Origin of the sequence: Pseudomonas sp. GD03842 (assembly GCF_029841165.1) — a bacterium.
Lineage (GTDB): Bacteria > Pseudomonadota > Gammaproteobacteria > Pseudomonadales > Pseudomonadaceae > Aquipseudomonas.
The window spans coordinates 87,655-105,897 of sequence record NZ_JAOCEA010000014.1 but is presented as its reverse complement, the minus strand read 5'-3'; the positions used below and the strand labels follow the sequence as shown (position 1 = coordinate 105,897).

At 60.5% G+C, this 18,243-nt stretch carries 16 protein-coding genes; 6 read left to right on the top strand and 10 right to left on the bottom strand.

From position 1 onward, the window contains the following. The first annotated feature begins 130 nt into the window (after positions 1–130). Both N5D61_RS19760 and N5D61_RS19755 read left to right on the top strand, forming a co-directional pair. Positions 131–1,495, top strand: a complete 1,365-nt coding sequence (locus N5D61_RS19760) for a carbohydrate porin (protein WP_279893924.1) — start codon at positions 131–133, stop codon at positions 1,493–1,495. A 120-nt stretch (positions 1,496–1,615) separates the two neighbouring features. After that, positions 1,616–4,036, top strand: a complete 2,421-nt coding sequence (locus N5D61_RS19755; RefSeq protein WP_279893923.1) for a glucose/quinate/shikimate family membrane-bound PQQ-dependent dehydrogenase — start codon at positions 1,616–1,618, stop codon at positions 4,034–4,036. 176 nt (positions 4,037–4,212) lie between these two features. Here the strand turns inward: N5D61_RS19755 and N5D61_RS19750 are convergent, their stop codons facing one another. From N5D61_RS19750 to N5D61_RS19735, 4 genes are read right to left on the bottom strand one after another with little or no spacing between them, the layout of a single operon-like run. After that, positions 4,213–4,644 carry a group 1 truncated hemoglobin gene (locus tag N5D61_RS19750; RefSeq protein ID WP_279893922.1) on the bottom strand — a complete coding sequence of 144 codons (432 nt, stop codon included), beginning with the start codon at positions 4,642–4,644 and terminating at the stop codon, positions 4,213–4,215. Further along, positions 4,644–5,522 (bottom strand): DUF3034 family protein, encoded by an 879-nt coding sequence (locus N5D61_RS19745; protein WP_279893921.1) that lies wholly within the window; start codon positions 5,520–5,522, stop codon positions 4,644–4,646. The genes N5D61_RS19750 and N5D61_RS19745 overlap by 1 nt, the downstream gene beginning before the upstream one ends. 12 nt (positions 5,523–5,534) lie before the next feature. Next, positions 5,535–7,889 carry a bifunctional diguanylate cyclase/phosphodiesterase gene (locus N5D61_RS19740; RefSeq protein WP_279893920.1) on the bottom strand — a complete coding sequence of 785 codons (2,355 nt, stop codon included), beginning with the start codon at positions 7,887–7,889 and terminating at the stop codon, positions 5,535–5,537. Next, positions 7,886–8,557 (bottom strand): methylamine utilization protein, encoded by a 672-nt coding sequence (locus N5D61_RS19735; RefSeq protein ID WP_279893919.1) that lies wholly within the window; start codon positions 8,555–8,557, stop codon positions 7,886–7,888. The genes N5D61_RS19740 and N5D61_RS19735 overlap by 4 nt, the downstream gene beginning before the upstream one ends. Before the next feature lie 263 nt (positions 8,558–8,820). Between N5D61_RS19735 and lon the strand changes: the two genes are divergently transcribed. From lon to cmoB, 4 genes are all read left to right on the top strand, one after another. Next, positions 8,821–11,232, top strand: coding sequence for an endopeptidase La (lon, locus tag N5D61_RS19730; RefSeq protein ID WP_279893918.1), 2,412 nt, complete (start codon positions 8,821–8,823; stop codon positions 11,230–11,232). Positions 11,233–11,398: 166 nt separating this feature from the next. After that, the gene (locus N5D61_RS19725; protein ID WP_279893917.1) at positions 11,399–11,791 is read left to right on the top strand and encodes a protease inhibitor I42 family protein; all 393 of its coding nucleotides are present in this window, start codon (positions 11,399–11,401) and stop codon (positions 11,789–11,791) included. Between the two features lie 126 nt (positions 11,792–11,917). After that, positions 11,918–12,661 carry a carboxy-S-adenosyl-L-methionine synthase CmoA gene (cmoA, locus tag N5D61_RS19720; RefSeq protein WP_279893915.1) on the top strand — a complete coding sequence of 248 codons (744 nt, stop codon included), beginning with the start codon at positions 11,918–11,920 and terminating at the stop codon, positions 12,659–12,661. After that, positions 12,658–13,617, top strand: a complete 960-nt coding sequence (gene cmoB, locus N5D61_RS19715) for a tRNA 5-methoxyuridine(34)/uridine 5-oxyacetic acid(34) synthase CmoB (RefSeq protein WP_279893914.1) — start codon at positions 12,658–12,660, stop codon at positions 13,615–13,617. The genes cmoA and cmoB overlap by 4 nt, the downstream gene beginning before the upstream one ends. Before the next feature lie 50 nt (positions 13,618–13,667). Here cmoB and pdxJ read toward each other — a convergent pair whose 3' ends face one another. From pdxJ to lepB, 6 genes are all read right to left on the bottom strand, one after another. Then, entirely contained in the window at positions 13,668–14,411 is a 744-nt protein-coding gene (gene pdxJ, locus N5D61_RS19710; protein ID WP_279893912.1) for a pyridoxine 5'-phosphate synthase, read from the bottom strand. Between the two features lie 67 nt (positions 14,412–14,478). Continuing rightward, positions 14,479–15,168: a DNA repair protein RecO gene (gene recO, locus N5D61_RS19705; protein WP_108239401.1), complete on the bottom strand. Its 690-nt coding sequence runs from the start codon at positions 15,166–15,168 to the stop codon at positions 14,479–14,481. Between the two features lie 152 nt (positions 15,169–15,320). Next, positions 15,321–16,223 (bottom strand): GTPase Era, encoded by a 903-nt coding sequence (gene era, locus N5D61_RS19700; RefSeq protein ID WP_279893911.1) that lies wholly within the window; start codon positions 16,221–16,223, stop codon positions 15,321–15,323. Beyond that, complete coding sequence (gene rnc / locus N5D61_RS19695; RefSeq protein ID WP_108239339.1) at positions 16,216–16,905, bottom strand: ribonuclease III; 690 nt, start codon at positions 16,903–16,905, stop codon at positions 16,216–16,218. Before rnc ends, era begins: the two co-directional genes overlap by 8 nt. Further along, positions 16,902–17,279 (bottom strand): DUF4845 domain-containing protein, encoded by a 378-nt coding sequence (locus N5D61_RS19690; protein ID WP_108239338.1) that lies wholly within the window; start codon positions 17,277–17,279, stop codon positions 16,902–16,904. The genes rnc and N5D61_RS19690 overlap by 4 nt, the downstream gene beginning before the upstream one ends. A 105-nt stretch (positions 17,280–17,384) precedes the next feature. Further along, a complete protein-coding gene (lepB, locus tag N5D61_RS19685) occupies positions 17,385–18,239 on the bottom strand; it encodes a signal peptidase I (protein ID WP_279893910.1) in 855 nt (284 codons plus the stop codon). Positions 18,240–18,243: the final 4 nt, after the last annotated feature.

Below are 18,243 nucleotides of genomic sequence, written 5' to 3'. Positions count from 1 at the left end.
GACCCTATCATCGCGCCCGGCCGCTGGCTGAAACGTTTCATTCGCTAACGTGTCAAGCCGTTCTCTCGCGGCTTATCGACGCAGTGGCCAATCTGCGTTGTCTTCACACCCTCAGAAGAATCACACGTTCATGCACTCGAACTCGATACGTCGCACCCTGCCCCGCTCCTTGAGTCCTCGCCATCTGTTTGGTCTTGCCACCCTGGCGTTGACGACCTGCGCCCACGCCGCCCCCGCGTTCGACACTGAATCGCCATGGATGCTGGGCGACTGGAATGGCAAGCGCACCGCGCTGTCGCAAGAGGGGTATGACTTCAAGCTCGAGACAGTCATCGAAGTCGGTTCGAATCTGCATGGCGGCTATAACCATGACAAAGCCACCCGTTACAGCGATCAATTCGCCCTTGGCGCACACCTGGATCTGCAGAAGATCCTTGGCTGGCACGACGCAGAGGTCCAACTGACGCTGACCAACCGCAACGGCGACAACATCAGCAACGACCGGGTATCTGACCCGCGCACCGGCACGATCTCGTCTTCTCAGGAAGTCTGGGGGCGAGGCAGTGTCACCCGGCTCACCGACCTGTGGTACCAGCAGAAATTCCTCAATCAGGCGCTGAGCATTAAAGTCGGCCGGTTCAACGAGGGGGAGGATTTCAACACGTTTCCGTGCGACTTCCAGAACCTCGCGTTTTGCGGCTCGCAGGTCGGCAACTGGGGTGGCGGCATCTGGTACAACTGGCCGATCAGCCAGTGGGCGATGCGCGTGAAATACCAGCTCACCCCCGCCCTGTTCGTGCAGGTCGGCGCCTTCGAACAGAATCCGTCGAACCTGGAAAACGGCAATCACTTCAAACTCAGCGGCAGCGGTACGCAAGGCGCCGTGCTGCCGGTCGAACTGGTATGGTCTCCGAGAATCAACGACCTGCCTGGCGAGTACCGGTTTGGGTACTACTACAGCACCGCCGACAGCAGCGACGTCTACAAAGACAGCGATGGCCGTTACGCGGCACTGAGCGGTGAAGGTTATGCCTCATCGTCAAGCAAGCATGGCATGTGGCTGACCTTGCGCCAGCAGGTCACCCGCCAGGCCAGCGATGACAGCCGAGGCCTGAGTCTGTTCGCCAACGGCACAGTGCACGACAAGAAAACCAACATGATCGACAACTACGTTGCGCTGGGTGCGACCTACACCGGTCCGTTCGACGCTCGTCCGAAAGATGACCTTGGCCTGGCCGTCGGCCGCCTTCACGTCAACCCCGCTTATCGCAAGAACATCCACCTGCAAAATCAGGTCAGTGGCGCCAGTGATTACAGCGACCCGGCCTACCTGCCCGTGCAGGACATCGAATACAACGCAGAGCTCTATTACGGGGTCCACGTGGCCAAGTGGCTCACCGTGCGTCCCAACCTGCAGTTCATCCGTCATCCCGGCGGCGTGAGCCAGGTGGACGATGCACTGGTGGCGGGTCTCAAGGTCCAGTCCTCGTTCTGATCGCTCTGACGAACCTTTCTGTATTCCCTTTGAGGAACTAGCGTAAAGGCGATGGCTTCAAAGCCAGAACGCGACAAAGGGATTGGCGTCAACCACTAAATCGTTACGGAGTACGAAACTATGAGCACTGACGGTGCTTTCAGTAGGGGCCGCCGGTTACCGAGCCTGCTCGGACTGGTGATTCTTATCATGGGCCTGGCCTTGCTGGCCGGGGGTATCAAACTGCTGACACTGGGCGGGTCGCTGTATTATCTGCTCGCGGGTATCGGCTTCATTCTCACGGGTGCACTGCTGATCAAAGGCAGCCGCGCCGCGCTGGGTGTCTTTGCCATCGTGCTGTTCCTCAGCACGGTCTGGGCATTGTGGGAAGTCGGCCTGGACTGGTGGCAGTTGGTGCCACGCCTGTCGCTGTGGTTCGTACTCGGCGTCGTCATGCTGCTGCCTTGGTTCCGCCGACCGGTGCTGCGTGGCCAACCGGGCGGTCTGCCAACGGCAGCGCTGAGCATTGCCGTGGTGCTGGCTGGCCTCACCGCGATTGCCAGTCAGTTCACCAACCCTGGCGAGATCAAGGGCAAGCTGGATCGCGACGATGCAGGCGTGGCGTACGACCCGCAGCCAATGCCGGAAGGCGACTGGCAAGCCTATGGCCGTTCCGAGCATGGCAACCGCTACTCGCCACTGAAGCAGATCACCCCTGAAAACGTCGGAAAGCTTCAGGAAGCCTGGCGCATTCGCACCGGCGATTTGCCAACAGCCGAAGACCCGGTGGAGCTGACCAACGAGAACACCCCGCTGAAGGTCAACGGCATGATCTACGCCTGCACCCCACACAGCAAGGTGCTTGCGCTGGACCCTGACACGGGCAAGACGATCTGGTCCTACGACCCTCAGATCTCCAAGGAAGGTGCGAAGAATTTCACCGGTTGGGCACACATGACCTGCCGAGGTGTTTCGTACTATGACGAAGACGCCTACGCCAAATCCGATGTCGGCGCGCCGGCTGCTGCGCTGTCAGACGCCGGCCAGGCCGTGGCGACCGCTTGCCCTCGTCGCCTCTACCTGCCGACCGCCGATGCCCGTCTGATTGCATTGAACGCTGACACCGGCAAGGTGTGCGAAGATTTCGCCAACAAAGGTGCTGTCGACCTGCGTGCCAACATCGGTCCGTTTACGGCGGGCGGCTACTATTCGACCTCGCCCGCCGCGATCACTCGCAACCTGGTGATCATCGGTGGCCACGTCACCGATAACGAGTCGACCAATGAGCCGTCGGGCGTGATTCGTGCCTATGACGTGCATGATGGCAAGCTGGTGTGGAACTGGGATGCCAACAACCCTGATGCCACTGCGCCGATCGCCGCCGATCAGTTCTACTCGCGCAACGCCCCGAACATGTGGTCCCTGGCCAGCGTCGATGAGAAGCTGGGCTTGGTCTACCTGCCACTGGGCAACCAGATGCCTGACCAGTATGGCGGCGACCGTACCCCAGGCGCCGAGAAGTTCAGCGCCGGTCTGGTCGCGCTGGACGTCAACACCGGCAAGGTGCGCTGGAACTATCAGTTCACTCACCACGACCTGTGGGACATGGACGTGCCGAGCCAGCCCACGCTGATCAATCTGAAGACCCCGGAAGGCGTCAAGCCAGCCGTGATTCAGCCGACCAAGCAGGGCAGCCTCTACGTGCTGGACCGCCGCGATGGCACGCCGATCGTACCGATCGACGAAGTCCCGGCACCGACGGGTGCTGCACAAGGCGACCACACTGCGCCGACTCAGGCCCGCTCGCGGCTGAACATGCTGCCACCTGAACTGACCGAGAAAGCCATGTGGGGCGCCACCGCATTCGACCAGATGCTGTGCCGCATTCAGTTCAAGGAACTGCGCTACGAAGGTCAGTACACGCCACCGTCCGAACAAGGGACCATCGTTTATCCGGGCAACGTGGGCGTGTTCAACTGGGGCGCCGTTTCGGTCGATCCGGTCCGCCAACTGATGTTCACCAGCCCGAACTACATGGCCTTCGTCTCCAAGCTGGTGCCGCGTGCCCAGGTCGAAGCAGGCAGCAAACGCGAGAGCGAAACCAGCGGCGTGCAGCCGAACACCGGCGCGCCTTATGCAGTGATCATGCACCCGTTGATGTCCCAGCTCGGCATGCCTTGCCAGGCTCCATCTTGGGGTAACGTGGCAGCGGTCGACCTGACCACCAACCAAGTCATCTGGAAGCACAAGAACGGTACCAGCCGTGACAACACCCCTGTGCCGATCGGTCTGCCAGTGGGCGTGCCCAGCATGGGCGGTTCGATGGTGACTGCTGGCGGTGTCGGCTTCCTGGCCGGCACGCTCGACCAGTACTTGCGCGCGTATGACGTGAAAACCGGTAAGGAACTGTTCGCCGGCCGTCTGCCTGCAGGTGGCCAGGCCACACCGATGACCTACACCGGTAAAGACGGCAAGCAGTATGTGCTGATCGTCGCCGGGGGCCACGGTTCGCTGGGCACCCGCATGGGCGACTACATCATCGCCTACAAGCTGCCGGACTGATTCGGTAGAGCGGTAAATGAAAAGGCGGCCATCGAGAGATGACCGCCTTTTTTGTGTTTGAACGATGAACCTTTGTAGGAGCGCGCTTGCCCGCGATTGCGGTGTGTCAATCCACTATTGAGTGCTGACACACCGCAATCGGGGGCAAGCGCGCTCCTTCAGTCGGTGTTGGGAGGTTATTTATCGATCACCTCCCCTCGCATCGGCGCCAGCCGCGCAATCAACCGGTTCTGAGTCGGGACCGGAATGTTCAATTCATCCATCGCGTCGATCAGATCCTCCACCAATGCGTTGAAATCACTGCGGGTCAGGTGCTGGCCCTTGTGGGACTCTGCCATGCTGTCGCCCGTGTAGGTACAGGGCCCGCCCGTCTCTACGCAAATTTGCTCCACCAGCTTATCGCGCAGACGAACGATGTCGATTCTGCGGAAGTGCTCGACAATTCGGTCGTCCCGGGCCACGTGCAGCAACATCCCTTCGACGACTTTCTGAATCCCGGCCCGCTCGCCCAATGCGCGATACAGGCTGTCATCCTGTGGTGGCTGCTGCGCGCAGGCCGTCAGCAGCGCCAGGCTCAAGCACGTCATCCAACGCAACGGTCGCAGCATCAGAAGCTCCCCTGCACAGACAGATAGGTGCCGTTCTGGTTGTTGAGCGTTGCGATTTCACCCAGGCGCGCGTAGGCCAGCACCACTGAGACATGTTTGTTGGGAAACCAACCGACGAAGGCGTCGGCCCAATCGCTTTCTCCGGCAAAGGACAGATTGTCCGGTTTTTCGCGGTATTCCACCCCAACCGCCCACTTGGGGTTGAACAGCAACGCCACGGAGCCTTCTTTCAGCACGCTGCGGGCGTCTCGACGATCGCCGCCAAAACCGAGCAAACCGGTCTCGTTGGCGCGGCTATAGCGCACGCCGCCGTTGACCACCACGTTGTAACCAAACGCGGCGCCCATGAACAAACGGCTGGCCGTGAGGTAACCCTCGACATCGGCATCGCGCTTGGCGCCCACCAGGCGCGGAATCAGAAAATCGTTTTGATGCTTGTACTCAAGCCCTGCCGACACCTGTGGCAATTGATCGTAGATCAGGTCGCCGAACAGGCGCAGCTTAACGCCGAAAATGTCCTGAGTGAGGTTGTCGTCCGGCAAGCTGAATTTGTGGACCAACGAGCCCAAGTCAAATCGCTGGTGAGCGTATGAAAATTCCACGCGGTTGCCGTAGGTGAACCCTGCACCGGCGACATCCAGCGTGTAGTCGGGAAGGTTGATGTGGGTGCCGAACAGGTTGGCGCTCCACTCGCCCTGCTCGTCGTACCCGCCCAGCACGGCCCACGGGATAATCCCGCCCCCGGCCGCACCTTCGATGCTGCTGGCGCCGCCGGTTGCAATCAGGCGCCCCTGATCGGCTTCGGCGAGCAGAGGCACTCCCCCCACCAGACTCGCCAACACCACAGGGCTTAATACCGCCGAGAGACTACGTGTCATAACTTCAACCAATCAATGAATCATCATGCCAGGGGACGTAGGGGACTGGGCGATCCAGGCTTCGAACGCGACCGCATTGAGCGGCCGACTGATCAAGTAACCCTGCGCGGTATCGCAATGCCAGCGCTCCAGCAGACGCAGGCTATGCTCGTACTCGACCCCTTCGGCCACCACTTTGAGCCCCAGGTTGTGGCTCATCTCGATGGTCGAGCGGACGATCACTGCGTCTTCACTGGTTTCATCTAGGTTGCGCACGAACGACTGATCGATCTTCAACTCCTGCACCGGCAGCCGCTTGAGGTGAGCCAACGACGAGTAACCGGTACCGAAATCGTCCACGGACAGGCTGATACCGCACTCACGCAGCCGATTGAGTACCCGCAACGCGTGCTCGGGTTCGCGCATCACCGCGCTTTCGGTGATTTCGAAGATCAACTGCTCGGCGGGCACTCGGTACAGCTTGAGCAGATCGGACACGCGGTCCGCCAGATCGCCATCGAGCAGATCGTCAGCCGAGATGTTCACCGACAGTTGCACCCGCAGGCCGCGACGATTCCACTCGGCCAACTGGCGCATGGCCTCCTCGATCACCCAGTTGGTCAGCAACTGAATACTGCCGGTGCGCTCGGCCAGCACGATGAACTCCGCAGGGGACACACTGCCGAACTGCGGGTGTTGCCAGCGCAGCAGCGCTTCGGCCTGCCGTGCCCGACGGTTGCGAATGTCCAGCTTGGGCTGGTAATGCAGCATCAGTTCGCCATTACGGGCGGCATGGCGCAGGTCGCGGATGAGCCGAATCTGTCGCTGGTGCGCCACGTCGCGACCGTCCTCGTACACCTGCAAACGCCCAGGCAACTGCGTGGCATCCTGACGGGCGATGGACGCGCGGCTGAGCAGCTCGGAAGGTGAATCGCCATGGACGGGATAGGCAGCGATCCCGATGCAGGCGTCCAATGAAATGTCGTGATCCGCAATGTGCTGCGGCTTGAGCAACAGCCGTTGCAAGCGGTCTGCCACTGCCACCGCGCTGTCGATCTCGGCGTTGTGCACCAACAACAGAAACTCATTGCCGGACAACCGCGCCACGGTGTCGCCCGGGCGCAGGGGCAACTGCAACTGTTCACCCATGACCTGCAACAGCTCCTCGACACCTTCCGGGCCAATGCTGTCGTTTATCGCGCGGAAGTTATCGATGCCCAGATACAACAGGGCAACACGCCGTCGAGACGAGATGGCGCTGCCCAGACGCTCCATGACCAACGCGCGGTTGGGCAGGCCTGTTAGCCCGTCGTGCAGCGCGTTATGGGCCAACTGCTTCTCACGTTCGGCGATGCCGGCCTGCATATGGTTGATGGCCCCTGCCAACAGCCCCAATTCATCGCTGCGCTCGAGGGTCACCGGCGTACTGTAATCCCCTTCACCGATCCGCTCGGCCGCCTGCGCCAGCGTTCTGACCGGCCCGGAAACGCTACGCGCCAACAACAGGGTGCCAATCAGCGACGCGAAGAGGGCGATCGCCGTGATCCAGAGCAGCTTCTCATCCAGCGGTGCGAACGCCTGCATGGCTTGATCCAGCGGGCACTGGAGCAGCGCGACGACCTGATCGCCATTGCTGTCACCCGTATTCCCCAGGCTCAGGCGCGTACTCAAGAAGCGATGCTTGCCATGCTCGGTCATCTGCATCTGGTTACTGGCCGGGCTCATCATCAGCGCCTGCAAGCTGTCATTGAGGTCTTGCGGTTGCGTGGTGATGATCTCCCCCGGCCGGTGATCGACCATCGAGAGAAACGAAACCTGCAAGCCACTGAGCGAATGCAGTTCCTGGGCGAGGTCGTCGTCCATGCTGAACCCCATCACCACCCGCGCCATGGGCAAGGGTGCCGACACCGTACTTTCTACCAACAAGTGCGGCTTGCCCTGCAAAGGGACGATGAGCATCGACTGGTTATGCGACTTCAAATCGCGCAGGGCCTGGAAATAGGGGAACGGCGAGCCTTCGGGAATCTGCTCCAGCGTGCTGGACAGCACTTTACCGTCCATGCCCAACAGGAACATGTCGTTGGCATTGATGCGCGCCCCATGGTTGAGCAGGACCGAGCGGATCGTGGCCGAATCAGCCGATGCGACCGCGTCACGGAAGCCGAAATCACTGGACAGCAACTGCACCGCATCGCGCAATCGTTTACCGCGCATTTCCAGCAGGCCTTCGAATACCCGAGTGCCCACTTCCAGTTGGGCTTGCGCCTGCTTACGCACGGCGTCCTGGGTCGCGGCCTTGACGGCAAGAACCACCGCGCCGACCACGATCAACAGCAGCAAAATCAGAACGCCCGCAATACGCGCCTGAAAGCTGATCTGACGTCTCATTCGTGCGCCGCTTTGTGAAATGCGTCGCCGAACGCGCTGGGTGCCGGCTCAGCGGGCATGTCGTCAGGCTTGGGCTGTACAGCGACCGTGAACCGCTGACGAAGCCCCCCGGGAGGAATGTCGAACTCCCCGGCTGATACGGGCTGCATGTCGGGGGCCTGGGGGTGCCAGAGCGTCGCTTTGTAGTGGCCTGGCGGCAGTTGCGAGAGGGTCAATGTGCCTCGGTCGCTGCTCACACCGAACCATGGATCGTCTGTCACATACACGTAACCGAGCATCCAGTCATGGATGTTGCAACCCAGCACGACCACACCCGGCTTGTCGAAGAGCACCGGGTCAGAGGGTGTGCCGCCATACAGCCGCAGTTCGAAGCGTTTGGCTGGCGAGAAGGAGTACACCTGATGGCGGATGTTGTCGCTGTTGGGGAAACTGATTTGCGTGCCCGTGCGCACGGCGAGCACGTGGGGCGCAAAGCGCTGATCGCGCTGGTCCATGTCGGCTTTGGGAGCAAGGTCGGCTTTGCCGGAGGGGCCTTGCAGCGTCAACACCGCATCACCCAAGGGTTTGCCTTGAGGGTCGAAGAATTCGGCCGTCAATGAAGCCGCGCTGGCAGCGGAACCAAAAAGAACGGTTGCGGCTACCCACAACAAGGAAACGACAGGGTTCATACAAGCATCCAGTACGGCATGGTCAGTAAAAGCGTAGCGCCAGCCCTGGCATGTTGATGAAACATCTCGCGATGAAACGGCTCCGACGGAACAACGCTCCGACAAAAGCAGGCATAACGCCATCACACTATGATAGCCGATGAGAAGCACGATCGATCTATATATCTCTATCGGCTTCCCTCTTGAAGGCTATCGACCGTTGCTATTGAAACCTGAGTGCGCCTGCCCCATCTAAGCCTCAACTCCATTGATGCAGGTGCCCCATGAGCGACCAGCAAACAGATTCCGCGCACGGTGACTTCGACCATGAGCACGAAGTCATCGGTGCCGACCGTAAAAGCCTGGCGCTGCCGGGTCAGAATCTCCCGGATCAGGTCTACATCATCCCGATTCACAATCGTCCATTCTTCCCGGCCCAAGTCCTCCCCGTCATCGTCAATGAGGAACCCTGGGCCGAAACGCTCGAGTTGGTGAGTAAATCCGAACACCACTCCCTGGCGCTGTTTTTCATGGACACGCCCCCGGAAGACCCGCGGCATTTCGACACCAAGGCATTGCCCGAGTACGGCACGCTGGTGAAGGTGCACCATGCCAGCCGCGAAGGCGGCAAGTTGCAGTTCGTCGCCCAAGGCCTGAGCCGAGTGCGTATCAAAACCTGGCTCAAGCACCACCGTCCGCCTTTCCTGGTGGAAGTCGAGTATCCGCATCAGCCCAACGAGCCGACCGACGAAGTCAAGGCGTATGGCATGGCATTGATCAATGCGATCAAGGAACTGCTGCCGCTCAATCCGCTTTACAGCGAAGAACTGAAGAACTACCTCAATCGCTTCAGCCCGAACGACCCGTCCCCCCTAACCGACTTCGCGGCGGCCCTGACGTCGGCGACCGGTATTGAATTGCAGGAAGTGCTGGATTGCGTGCCCGTGCTCAAACGCATGGAAAAGGTTCTGCCGATGCTGCGCAAGGAAGTCGAAGTTGCGCGGCTGCAGAAGGAAATCTCGGCCGAAGTGAACCGTAAGATCGGCGAGCACCAGCGCGAATTTTTTCTCAAGGAGCAGCTCAAGGTCATTCAGCAGGAGCTCGGGCTGACCAAGGATGATCGCAGCGCAGACATCGAACAGTTCGAAGAGCGCCTGGTGGGCAAGACCCTGCCCCCGCAGGCGCGCAAGCGAATCGACGAGGAAATCAACAAGCTCTCGGTGCTGGAAACCGGCTCGCCGGAATATGCCGTCACCCGCAATTACCTGGACTGGGCCAGCTCAGTGCCGTGGGGTGTCTACGGCGAAGACAAGCTGGACCTGAAGCACGCGCGCAAGGTGCTCGATCAGCACCATGCAGGCCTCGATGACATCAAGAGCCGCATACTCGAATTTCTCGCGGTGGGCGCCTACAAGGGCGAAATCGCAGGTTCCATCGTCTTGCTGGTCGGCCCGCCAGGGGTGGGGAAGACCAGTGTGGGCAAGTCGATCGCCGAATCCCTGGGACGCCCCTTCTACCGCTTCAGTGTCGGCGGCATGCGCGACGAAGCGGAAATCAAGGGTCATCGTCGCACCTACATCGGCGCCCAGCCGGGCAAATTGGTGCAGGCGCTCAAGGACATGGAGGTGATGAACCCGGTCATCATGCTCGACGAGATCGACAAGATGGGCCAGAGCTACCAGGGCGATCCGGCCTCGGCGCTGCTGGAAACGCTGGATCCGGAACAGAACGTCGAGTTTCTCGACCACTACCTGGACCTGCGTCTGGACTTGTCGAAAGTGTTGTTCGTCTGTACCGCCAACACCCTGGACTCGATCCCCGGCCCGCTGTTGGACCGGATGGAAGTGATTCGCCTGTCGGGCTATATCACCGAGGAAAAGCTGGCCATTGCCAAGCGTTACCTTTGGCCGAAACAACTGGCCAAGGCCGGTGTGGCGAAAACCAGCCTGACCATCAGCGACAGCGCGCTGCGCGCCGTGATCGAAGGCTACGCACGCGAGTCGGGCGTACGCCAGTTGGAGAAGCAATTGGGCAAACTGGTGCGCAAGGCCGTGGTCAAGCTGCTTGATAACCCTGACACCGTGGTGAAAATCGGCCCCAAAGACCTCGAAGCCTCGCTGGGGATGCCGGTCTTCCGCAGTGAACAAGTGCTCTCCGGTGTCGGCGTCATCACTGGCCTGGCGTGGACCAGCATGGGCGGAGCCACGCTGCCCATCGAAGCGACACGCATCCACACCCACAACCGCGGTTTCAAACTCACCGGCCAGTTGGGCGACGTGATGAAGGAATCTGCCGAAATCGCCTACAGCTACATCAGTTCGAACCTGGCGAAATTCGGCGGCGACAAGGGCTTTTTCGACGAGGCCTTCGTTCACCTGCATGTACCGGAAGGCGCTACGCCGAAGGACGGTCCGAGCGCGGGCGTGACCATGGCCAGTGCCCTGCTCTCGCTGGCCCGCAATCAGGCACCGAAAAAAGGCGTGGCGATGACCGGCGAGCTCACCCTCACCGGCCACGTGCTCCCTATCGGCGGGGTACGCGAAAAGGTCATTGCGGCGCGGCGGCAGAAAATCTACGAGTTGATCCTGCCGGAAGCCAACCGCGGCAACTTCGAAGAGCTGCCGGATTACCTGAAAGAAGGCCTCACCGTGCATTTCGCCAAACGTTTCTCCGACGTGTCGAAGGTGTTGTTCTAATAGTTGAGGCAGTGATCGTGCCCACGCTCTGCGTGGGCATGCATCCTGTGACGCGCTGCGTCACGAGGACGCGAAGCGTCCTTAGCGGCGTTACCACGCAGAGCGTGGGAACGATCAACAATCTTCGGTTATGCTCGGACTCAAACCGCCTACGACCGGAGCCTTCATGATCGCCGCCCGTCTGCTAGTCCCTCTGAGCATGGCCCTGCTGGCCGCCTGCGCTCAACAACCGAAACAGATCGTTTCCCTTGAAGATCAGAACGACTGCCCGATCACCCTCACGACCGGTCAGACCCTCATGCTCATGCTGCCAAGCAACCCCACCACCGGGCACCGCTGGCTCATGCAGAACCCTGCGCCGTCGATCCTCAATGCGCTCGGCCCGGAGGTGTTCAACACGCCGGAAGATGTCGGCATGGTGGGGACCTCGGGTCAGTCGGTGTGGCGCTACAGGGCCGCCAACCCGGGCACTGGGCACCTGATGATGGTTTACCAGCAGCCCTGGGCGCCAGAGGTTCGCCCGGAGCGCACTTTCGACTGCCAAATCACGGTGAAATAAGGTCATTGTCGTTTCCTTGGCACCCGGTGCTGATCCAATGCGCGATGCTGCGATGAGATGAGGTTTCAGCATCCCGGCACATTTGTCTAAAATGCCGCACTTTTCGCCTCATCCATCGGAACCACCGTGAGCCAAGAACCCGACCGCCTATTCGCCCAGCCACTGGCCCAGGTGCCCGACTTCGCCTTCAATGAAGACGTGGTGCGGGTGTTCCCGGACATGATCAAGCGCTCGGTGCCGGGCTACCCGACCATTGTCGAGAACCTTGGGGTCCTCGCAACGCAGTTCGCTCAGCCCCACAGCGTGCTGTATGACTTGGGCAGCTCTCTGGGTGCCGTTACCCAAGCGCTGCGTCGCCATGTGCGCACCGACGACTGTCGGGTGATCGCCGTCGATAACTCTGCCGCGATGGTCGAACGCTGCCGCGAGTACCTCAATGCGCAGAACTCGATGCACCAAGAGTTGCTCCCGGTAGAGGTTATCGAGAGCGATATCCTCGCACTGGACTTCCAGCCCGCTTCGGTCGTGGCATTGAATTTCACGCTGCAATTCATCGCACCGGAACAGCGCCTGGAATTGCTGACCAGGATCCGCCAGTGCTTACTACCCGGTGGTGCCTTGATCCTGTCCGAAAAACTTCGCTTCGAGGACGATGACCAGCAGGTGCTGCTGACTGACTTGCATGTGGCGTTCAAACGCGCCAACGGCTACAGCGAATTGGAAATCGCGCAGAAACGCAGCGCCATCGAGAACGTGATGAAACCCGACAGCCTCGAACAACATCGCGAGCGGTTGCTGGCCGCAGGTTTCTCCAGCGTCGTCCCCTGGTTCCAATGTCTTAATTTTGCCTCTCTGATTGCCCTGCCATGATCGATCTTTCCCCACTCGTCCGCCGCCTGGCGGGCACCCCGCTGTACACCTGGGCCCAAGGTCTGCAGGCGCAGCTCGACGCGAAGATGGAAAAAGGCCACGGTGATCTGGAGCGCTGGCAAGGCGCGTTGAATGCTTTGCCTGACCTGGCGGCCACGCGTGTCGACCTCAAGGACCGCTTCTCACTCGATGCCGATTGCGACGACGCCACTCGCGACCGCACCCGCGCGGCGTTGATGGGCCTGTCTCCTTGGCGCAAAGGCCCGTTCGACGTGTTTGGCGTGCATGTCGACACCGAGTGGCGCTCGGACTGGAAATGGTCGCGGGTCGCGCCTCACTTGGATCTGGTAGGCAAGCGTGTCCTGGATGTGGGCTGCGGCAACGGCTACTACCAGTGGCGCATGCTGGGTGCCGGGGCAGACAGCGTGATCGGCGTGGACCCCAATTGGTTATTCTTCTGCCAGTTCCAGGCCATGCAGCGCTACCTGCCCGACCTGCCCGCCTGGCACCTGCCCTTCGCACTGGAAGACTTGCCTTCCCGACTGGAAGGCTTCGACACCGTTTTCTCGATGGGCGTGCTCTATCACCGAAAATCCCCCATCGACCATCTTCTGGCGCTGAAGGACTGCCTGGTCAAAGGGGGAGAACTGGTGTTGGAAACCATGGTGATCGAAGGTGACGTGCATCAGGTGCTGGTGCCGGAAGACCGTTATTCGCAAATGCGCAACGTGTGGTTCCTGCCCTCGGTGCCCGCACTGGAACTGTGGCTGCGCCGCGCAGGTTTCGTGGACGTGCGTTGCGTGGACGTGAGCACCACCACGGTCCAGGAGCAGCGCAGTACCGAATGGATGAAATACCAATCGTTGAGCGACTTCCTCGATCCGGAGGATCACAGCAAGACCGTCGAAGGCCTGCCCGCGCCTCGCCGCGCGGTCATCGTTGCACGCAAGCCGTGATCCCGCCTTCCGATCACGGTCACCCTCACGCTTAGAAAAGCCTCGCGGCGTTACCCCTTGGCCGCCGCGACGATCAGTGCCTTCATCTCGGACACTGCCGCCTTGAAACCCACGAACAACGCATGGGCTACCAGTGCATGGCCGATGTTGAGCTCGTTGACGCCTTTTATCGCCGCCACCGCTTCGACATTGTGGTAATGCAGCCCGTGCCCTGCGTTCACGATCAGCCCTTGCTGCAGGCCCAATGCGACACCGTCGGCAATCCGCTTCAACTCCTCGGCCACCTCAGTCGGGGTATGCGCATCGGCGTATCGCCCGGTGTGCAGTTCGATCGCCGGCGCGCCGACACGGGCCGAGGCTTCGATCTGGCGCTCATCGGCGTCGATGAACAGGGAAACTTCACTGCCGATCGCCGACAGACGCTCTACCGCCGCCTTGATCCGCGCCTCCTGCCCGGCGACATCCAGACCGCCCTCGGTGGTCAGTTCCTGGCGAGTCTCGGGGACCAGGCAAATATGAGCCGGCCGAATGCGTTCGGCGAACGCCATCATTTCTTCCGTGACGCCCATTTCGAAATTCATGCGCGTCTGGAGCACGTCCTTGAGCAGCAGGACATCGCGCTCCTGGATGTGCCGACGATCTTCGCGCAAGTGGACGGTAATGCCATCGGCGCCCGCTTCCTCGGCGTCCAGTGCCGCTTTCACCGGGTCAGGGTAGCGAGTGCCGCGCGCCTGGCGCAGGGTCGCCACATGGTCGATGTTAACGCCGAGCAGAATGCGGGTACTGTGAGTCACTTTGGTCTCCTGAAAGCAACGTCCAAGCAGGCGTCGACCGCTTGCTGCAGACTGAAAATTCGTGTGGTCAAGGCTTGCGGAACAACTCTCGGCTCACCAACGGACGCCCCCCCAGATGCACCGCCAGCGCTTGGCGCATCAGCCGTTTGGCCGCCGCCAGCGCCCCCGGGGCACTCCAGTCGGCTTGGGACATGGCGAGCAGTTCTGCACCTTGGAAAAGACCAGGCTGAAAGAGATGCACACGCTCCAGCCCGGCATCCACTTGCAAACGATACATCCCGTCCGCCGCCAGAGGGTCGCCGTTGACGTCCATATCCAGGGCGAAACCGTAACCCAAGTCGTTCAGCAGACGCCACTCGAACGATCGTAGCAGCGGCTCCAACGGACGACCTGCCGCCAGTGCGGCCAGCGTTGCGGTGTAATGATCGAAGATGCCGGGAATCGCGTCCTCGGCAGGCAGCAGCCGAATCAGCAATTCATTGAGGTACAGGCCGCTGAACAGCACCTCCCCCTCCAGCCACGCGGCGATGCCTCCACTCTCCATCCGACCCACGTTCTTCAACTCACCTCGACCGCGAAACTCCACCTCCAACGGGACGAAGGGACGCGCGAGCGAACCTGCCTTGCCCTTGGCACTGCGCAAGACCGCACGCAACCGGCCTTCAGGTGTGATGAAGTCCACCAGCGCACTGTTTTCGCGATAGGGCCTACTGTGCAACACATAGGCAGGCTGGCTGACCGGGGGAGACTGAGGCATGGGCTTCTCGATGAGCGGCAACTGGGCGTCGAACGGAAACGGCGGTGGGACCAGCCCCATGGGAAAGGGCGATGTCACGGCCCGCCGCAACTCAGTGTCACGCGGCGTTCGCGGCCGCGCTCGCTCCCGTTTCTGGACAGGTCGCCGTGGCGTCAGAGATCGCCGTAACCCAATGAGCGCAAGGCACGTTCATCGTCGGACCAGCCACCTTTGACCTTGACCCAGAGGTTGAGCATGACTTTGGAGTCGAACAGCACCTCCATGTCACGCCGGGCGTCGGAGCCGATGCGCTTGATGCGCTCGCCCTTGTCGCCAATGATGATTTTTTTCTGGCCATCCCGCTCGACGAGAATCAACGCGTGGATGTGCAGCGTCTTGCCTTGCTGCTTGAATTCTTCGATCTCGACCGTGATCTGGTAAGGCAACTCCGCCCCCAACTGGCGCATGATCTTTTCGCGCACCAGTTCGGCAGCGAGGAAACGGCTGCTGCGGTCAGTGATCTGGTCTTCCGGAAAAAAGTGATCGTTCTCCGGGAGCTCGTCCGCGATGACCTTTTCCAGAGCCTCCAGGTTATAGCCTTGCTGCGCCGAAATCGGAATGATCTGCGCGTTGGGCAACTGTTCCTGCAGCCAGGACAAATGCGGCATCAATTCGGCCTTGTCCTCGATGCGATCGGTCTTGTTCAACGCGACGATCAGCGGGCCAGTCACGTATTGCACACGCTCCAGCACCATCTGGTCTTCATCGGTCCATTTGGTGCGGTCCACGACGAAGATCACCACGTCGACGTCTTTCAACGCCGCCGAGGCCGTCTTGTTCATGTAGCGGTTGAGCGCCTTGTCACTGCCCTTGTGCATCCCGGGGGTGTCGACGTAGATCGCCTGCACCCCGTTTTCGGTCTTGATGCCCAACATGTTGTGGCGTGTGGTCTGCGGCTTGCGCGAGGTGATCGCAAGTTTCTGACCGAGGATGTGGTTCAACAGCGTCGACTTGCCCACGTTTGGCCGGCCGACGATGGCGACATAGCCACAGCGTGTTGCAGATGAATCAGTCATTGCCATTCTCCACACCGAGGGCGATAAGGGCTGACGCGGCGGCTACCTGTTCGGCAATGCGGCGGCTGACGCCCTGTCCTCGGCTTTTCTCGTTCAATAAAGTCACTTCGCATTCCACGAAAAAGGTTCGGCAATGCGGCTCGCCCTGAATGTCCACCACTTCGTATCGTGGCAGCTCGCAGGCGCGGGACTGCAGAAACTCTTGCAGCCGGGTTTTCGGGTCCTTGTTGGTGTCCACCAGCGTCAGACTGTCGAACTCGCTGGCCAGCCAGGACAACACGCGATCGCGCGCGGTTTGCATGTCCGAATCCAGATAGATCGCGCCGATGAGCGCTTCCAGTGCATCGGCGAGAATGGACTCGCGACGGAACCCGCCACTTTTCAACTCCCCCGATCCCAGGCGCAGGTATTCGCCCAGATCAAAGCCGCGGGCGAGCAAGGCAAGGGTTTCGCCTTTCACCAGCCGCGCACGCAGCCGTGACAACTGCCCCTCACGCGCCTGAGGAAAACGTTCGAACAACGCTTCACCCGCGACGAAGTTGAGAATGGCGTCACCAAGAAACTCCAGACGCTCGTTGTTGCGTCCGGCAAAACTGCGGTGGGTCAGGGCCAGAACCATCAACTCCTGGTTCTGAAAGGTGTAACCGAGCTGACGCTCCAGACGACTCAATGAAACGCTCACGGTTTACCTACGCTGAATTCGTGGTCGAACTTGACCACCAGATCGATGTTCTGGATCAGCGGCTCGCGCTGTTCATATTTCAAATGAGCGAGGAACCGGTTGTTCTCCGTCGTCACGCTTAACGCCTTCTTCAAATCCACATCCCGAATGTTGTTGACCTGCATGCCTTTGGCCACATAGTCGTAGAGATCGTCACTCGAACTGACATCCGCCGTTCGGTCAGTCCCTGCCGCCTCGATGATTTTCTTCAGCGACAGGTAGTCGAGGTAATGCGGCACCAACTTGGCGGCGGTCGTGGCTGCGAAGGCCAGCACGGCCAGCAGTAACAGCCATCCGATGAACGACAAGCCCTTTTGCGAACCGACAGATGTCATGTGTGCCCTCAAGATCAGTCTTTCCCTGTTGCGTGCCCTGTCCGCTTTGCAGCATAGCCTGCAGAAATGACATACGGCGCTGTATAAGACAGCGCCGCATCGGTGTTACTTGATCAGACCGACTCGCGAGAAGTTCGGGAAGTGACTGAGCTTGGGCTCCGGCCAGCTCATCCACACCGCGAAAGCCTTGCCGACGATGTTTCGGTCGGGAACCATGCCCAGCTCGTCCTTGGGAATGCTGGGATCATCCCAGTAGCGACTGTCGTTTGAGTTGTCGCGGTTGTCACCCAACATGAAGTAGTGCCCGGCTGGCACCGTCCATTCATGATCGGGCGGCGCGCGGTAGCGGCTCATTTCCTGGCGGATCAGGTGCTGAACCTCGCCCAGCTTTTCGTTGTACAACTCGGCGCTGCCCAGCGTTCCCGGCTCCGAGCCGATCAGTTGCTTGGCAACCAACTGTCCGTTGACGAACAACTGCTTGTCATTGGTGTAACGGATGACATCACCAGGCAGCCCGACCACACGCTTGATGTAGTTGACGTTCGGGTCGCTTGGATAGCGGAAGACCATCACGTCGCCTCGCTGGGGATCGCTGACCGGAATCACTTTCAGGTCGATCACCGGCAAGCGGATGCCATAGGAGAACTTGTTGACCAGAATGAAATCACCCACCTCCAGCGTCGGTTTCATCGAACCGGACGGGATCTGGAAAGGCTCCACCAGGAAGGACCGCAGCACCAGCACGATGAACAACACCGGAAAGAACGATTTGCCGTATTCGACCAGCAAAGGCTCCTTGTTGAGTTGTTCAACGACCGCGATATCCGGCTGACTCACGCTGCCCTGATAATTCGCGACCGCGGTGCGCCGGCGCGGCGCCAGGACGATCAGGTCGAACAACGCCAGCACGCCGCACACGAGTACGGCGATAACCAACAACAGCGGAAAATTGAGTGACATAGGG

Excerpts from the sequence above, each read along its gene's own strand:
- cmoB (WP_279893914.1), top strand. The coding sequence starts at position 12,658 with ATGATCGATCTTTCCCCACTCGTCCGCCGCCTGGCGGGCACCCCGCTG.
- N5D61_RS19690 (WP_108239338.1), bottom strand. The coding sequence starts at position 17,279 with ATGACATCTGTCGGTTCGCAAAAGGGCTTGTCGTTCATCGGATGGCTG.
- N5D61_RS19750 (WP_279893922.1), bottom strand. The coding sequence starts at position 4,644 with ATGCTGCGACCGTTGCGTTGGATGACGTGCTTGAGCCTGGCGCTGCTG.
- era (WP_279893911.1), bottom strand. The coding sequence starts at position 16,223 with ATGACTGATTCATCTGCAACACGCTGTGGCTATGTCGCCATCGTCGGC.
- recO (WP_108239401.1), bottom strand. The coding sequence starts at position 15,168 with ATGCCTCAGTCTCCCCCGGTCAGCCAGCCTGCCTATGTGTTGCACAGT.
- N5D61_RS19740 (WP_279893920.1), bottom strand. The coding sequence starts at position 7,889 with ATGAGACGTCAGATCAGCTTTCAGGCGCGTATTGCGGGCGTTCTGATT.
- N5D61_RS19735 (WP_279893919.1), bottom strand. The coding sequence starts at position 8,557 with ATGAACCCTGTCGTTTCCTTGTTGTGGGTAGCCGCAACCGTTCTTTTT.
- N5D61_RS19755 (WP_279893923.1), top strand. The coding sequence starts at position 1,616 with ATGAGCACTGACGGTGCTTTCAGTAGGGGCCGCCGGTTACCGAGCCTG.
- N5D61_RS19725 (WP_279893917.1), top strand. The coding sequence starts at position 11,399 with ATGATCGCCGCCCGTCTGCTAGTCCCTCTGAGCATGGCCCTGCTGGCC.
- N5D61_RS19760 (WP_279893924.1), top strand. The coding sequence starts at position 131 with ATGCACTCGAACTCGATACGTCGCACCCTGCCCCGCTCCTTGAGTCCT.
- N5D61_RS19745 (WP_279893921.1), bottom strand. The coding sequence starts at position 5,522 with ATGACACGTAGTCTCTCGGCGGTATTAAGCCCTGTGGTGTTGGCGAGT.
- lepB (WP_279893910.1), bottom strand. The coding sequence starts at position 18,239 with ATGTCACTCAATTTTCCGCTGTTGTTGGTTATCGCCGTACTCGTGTGC.
- lon (WP_279893918.1), top strand. The coding sequence starts at position 8,821 with ATGAGCGACCAGCAAACAGATTCCGCGCACGGTGACTTCGACCATGAG.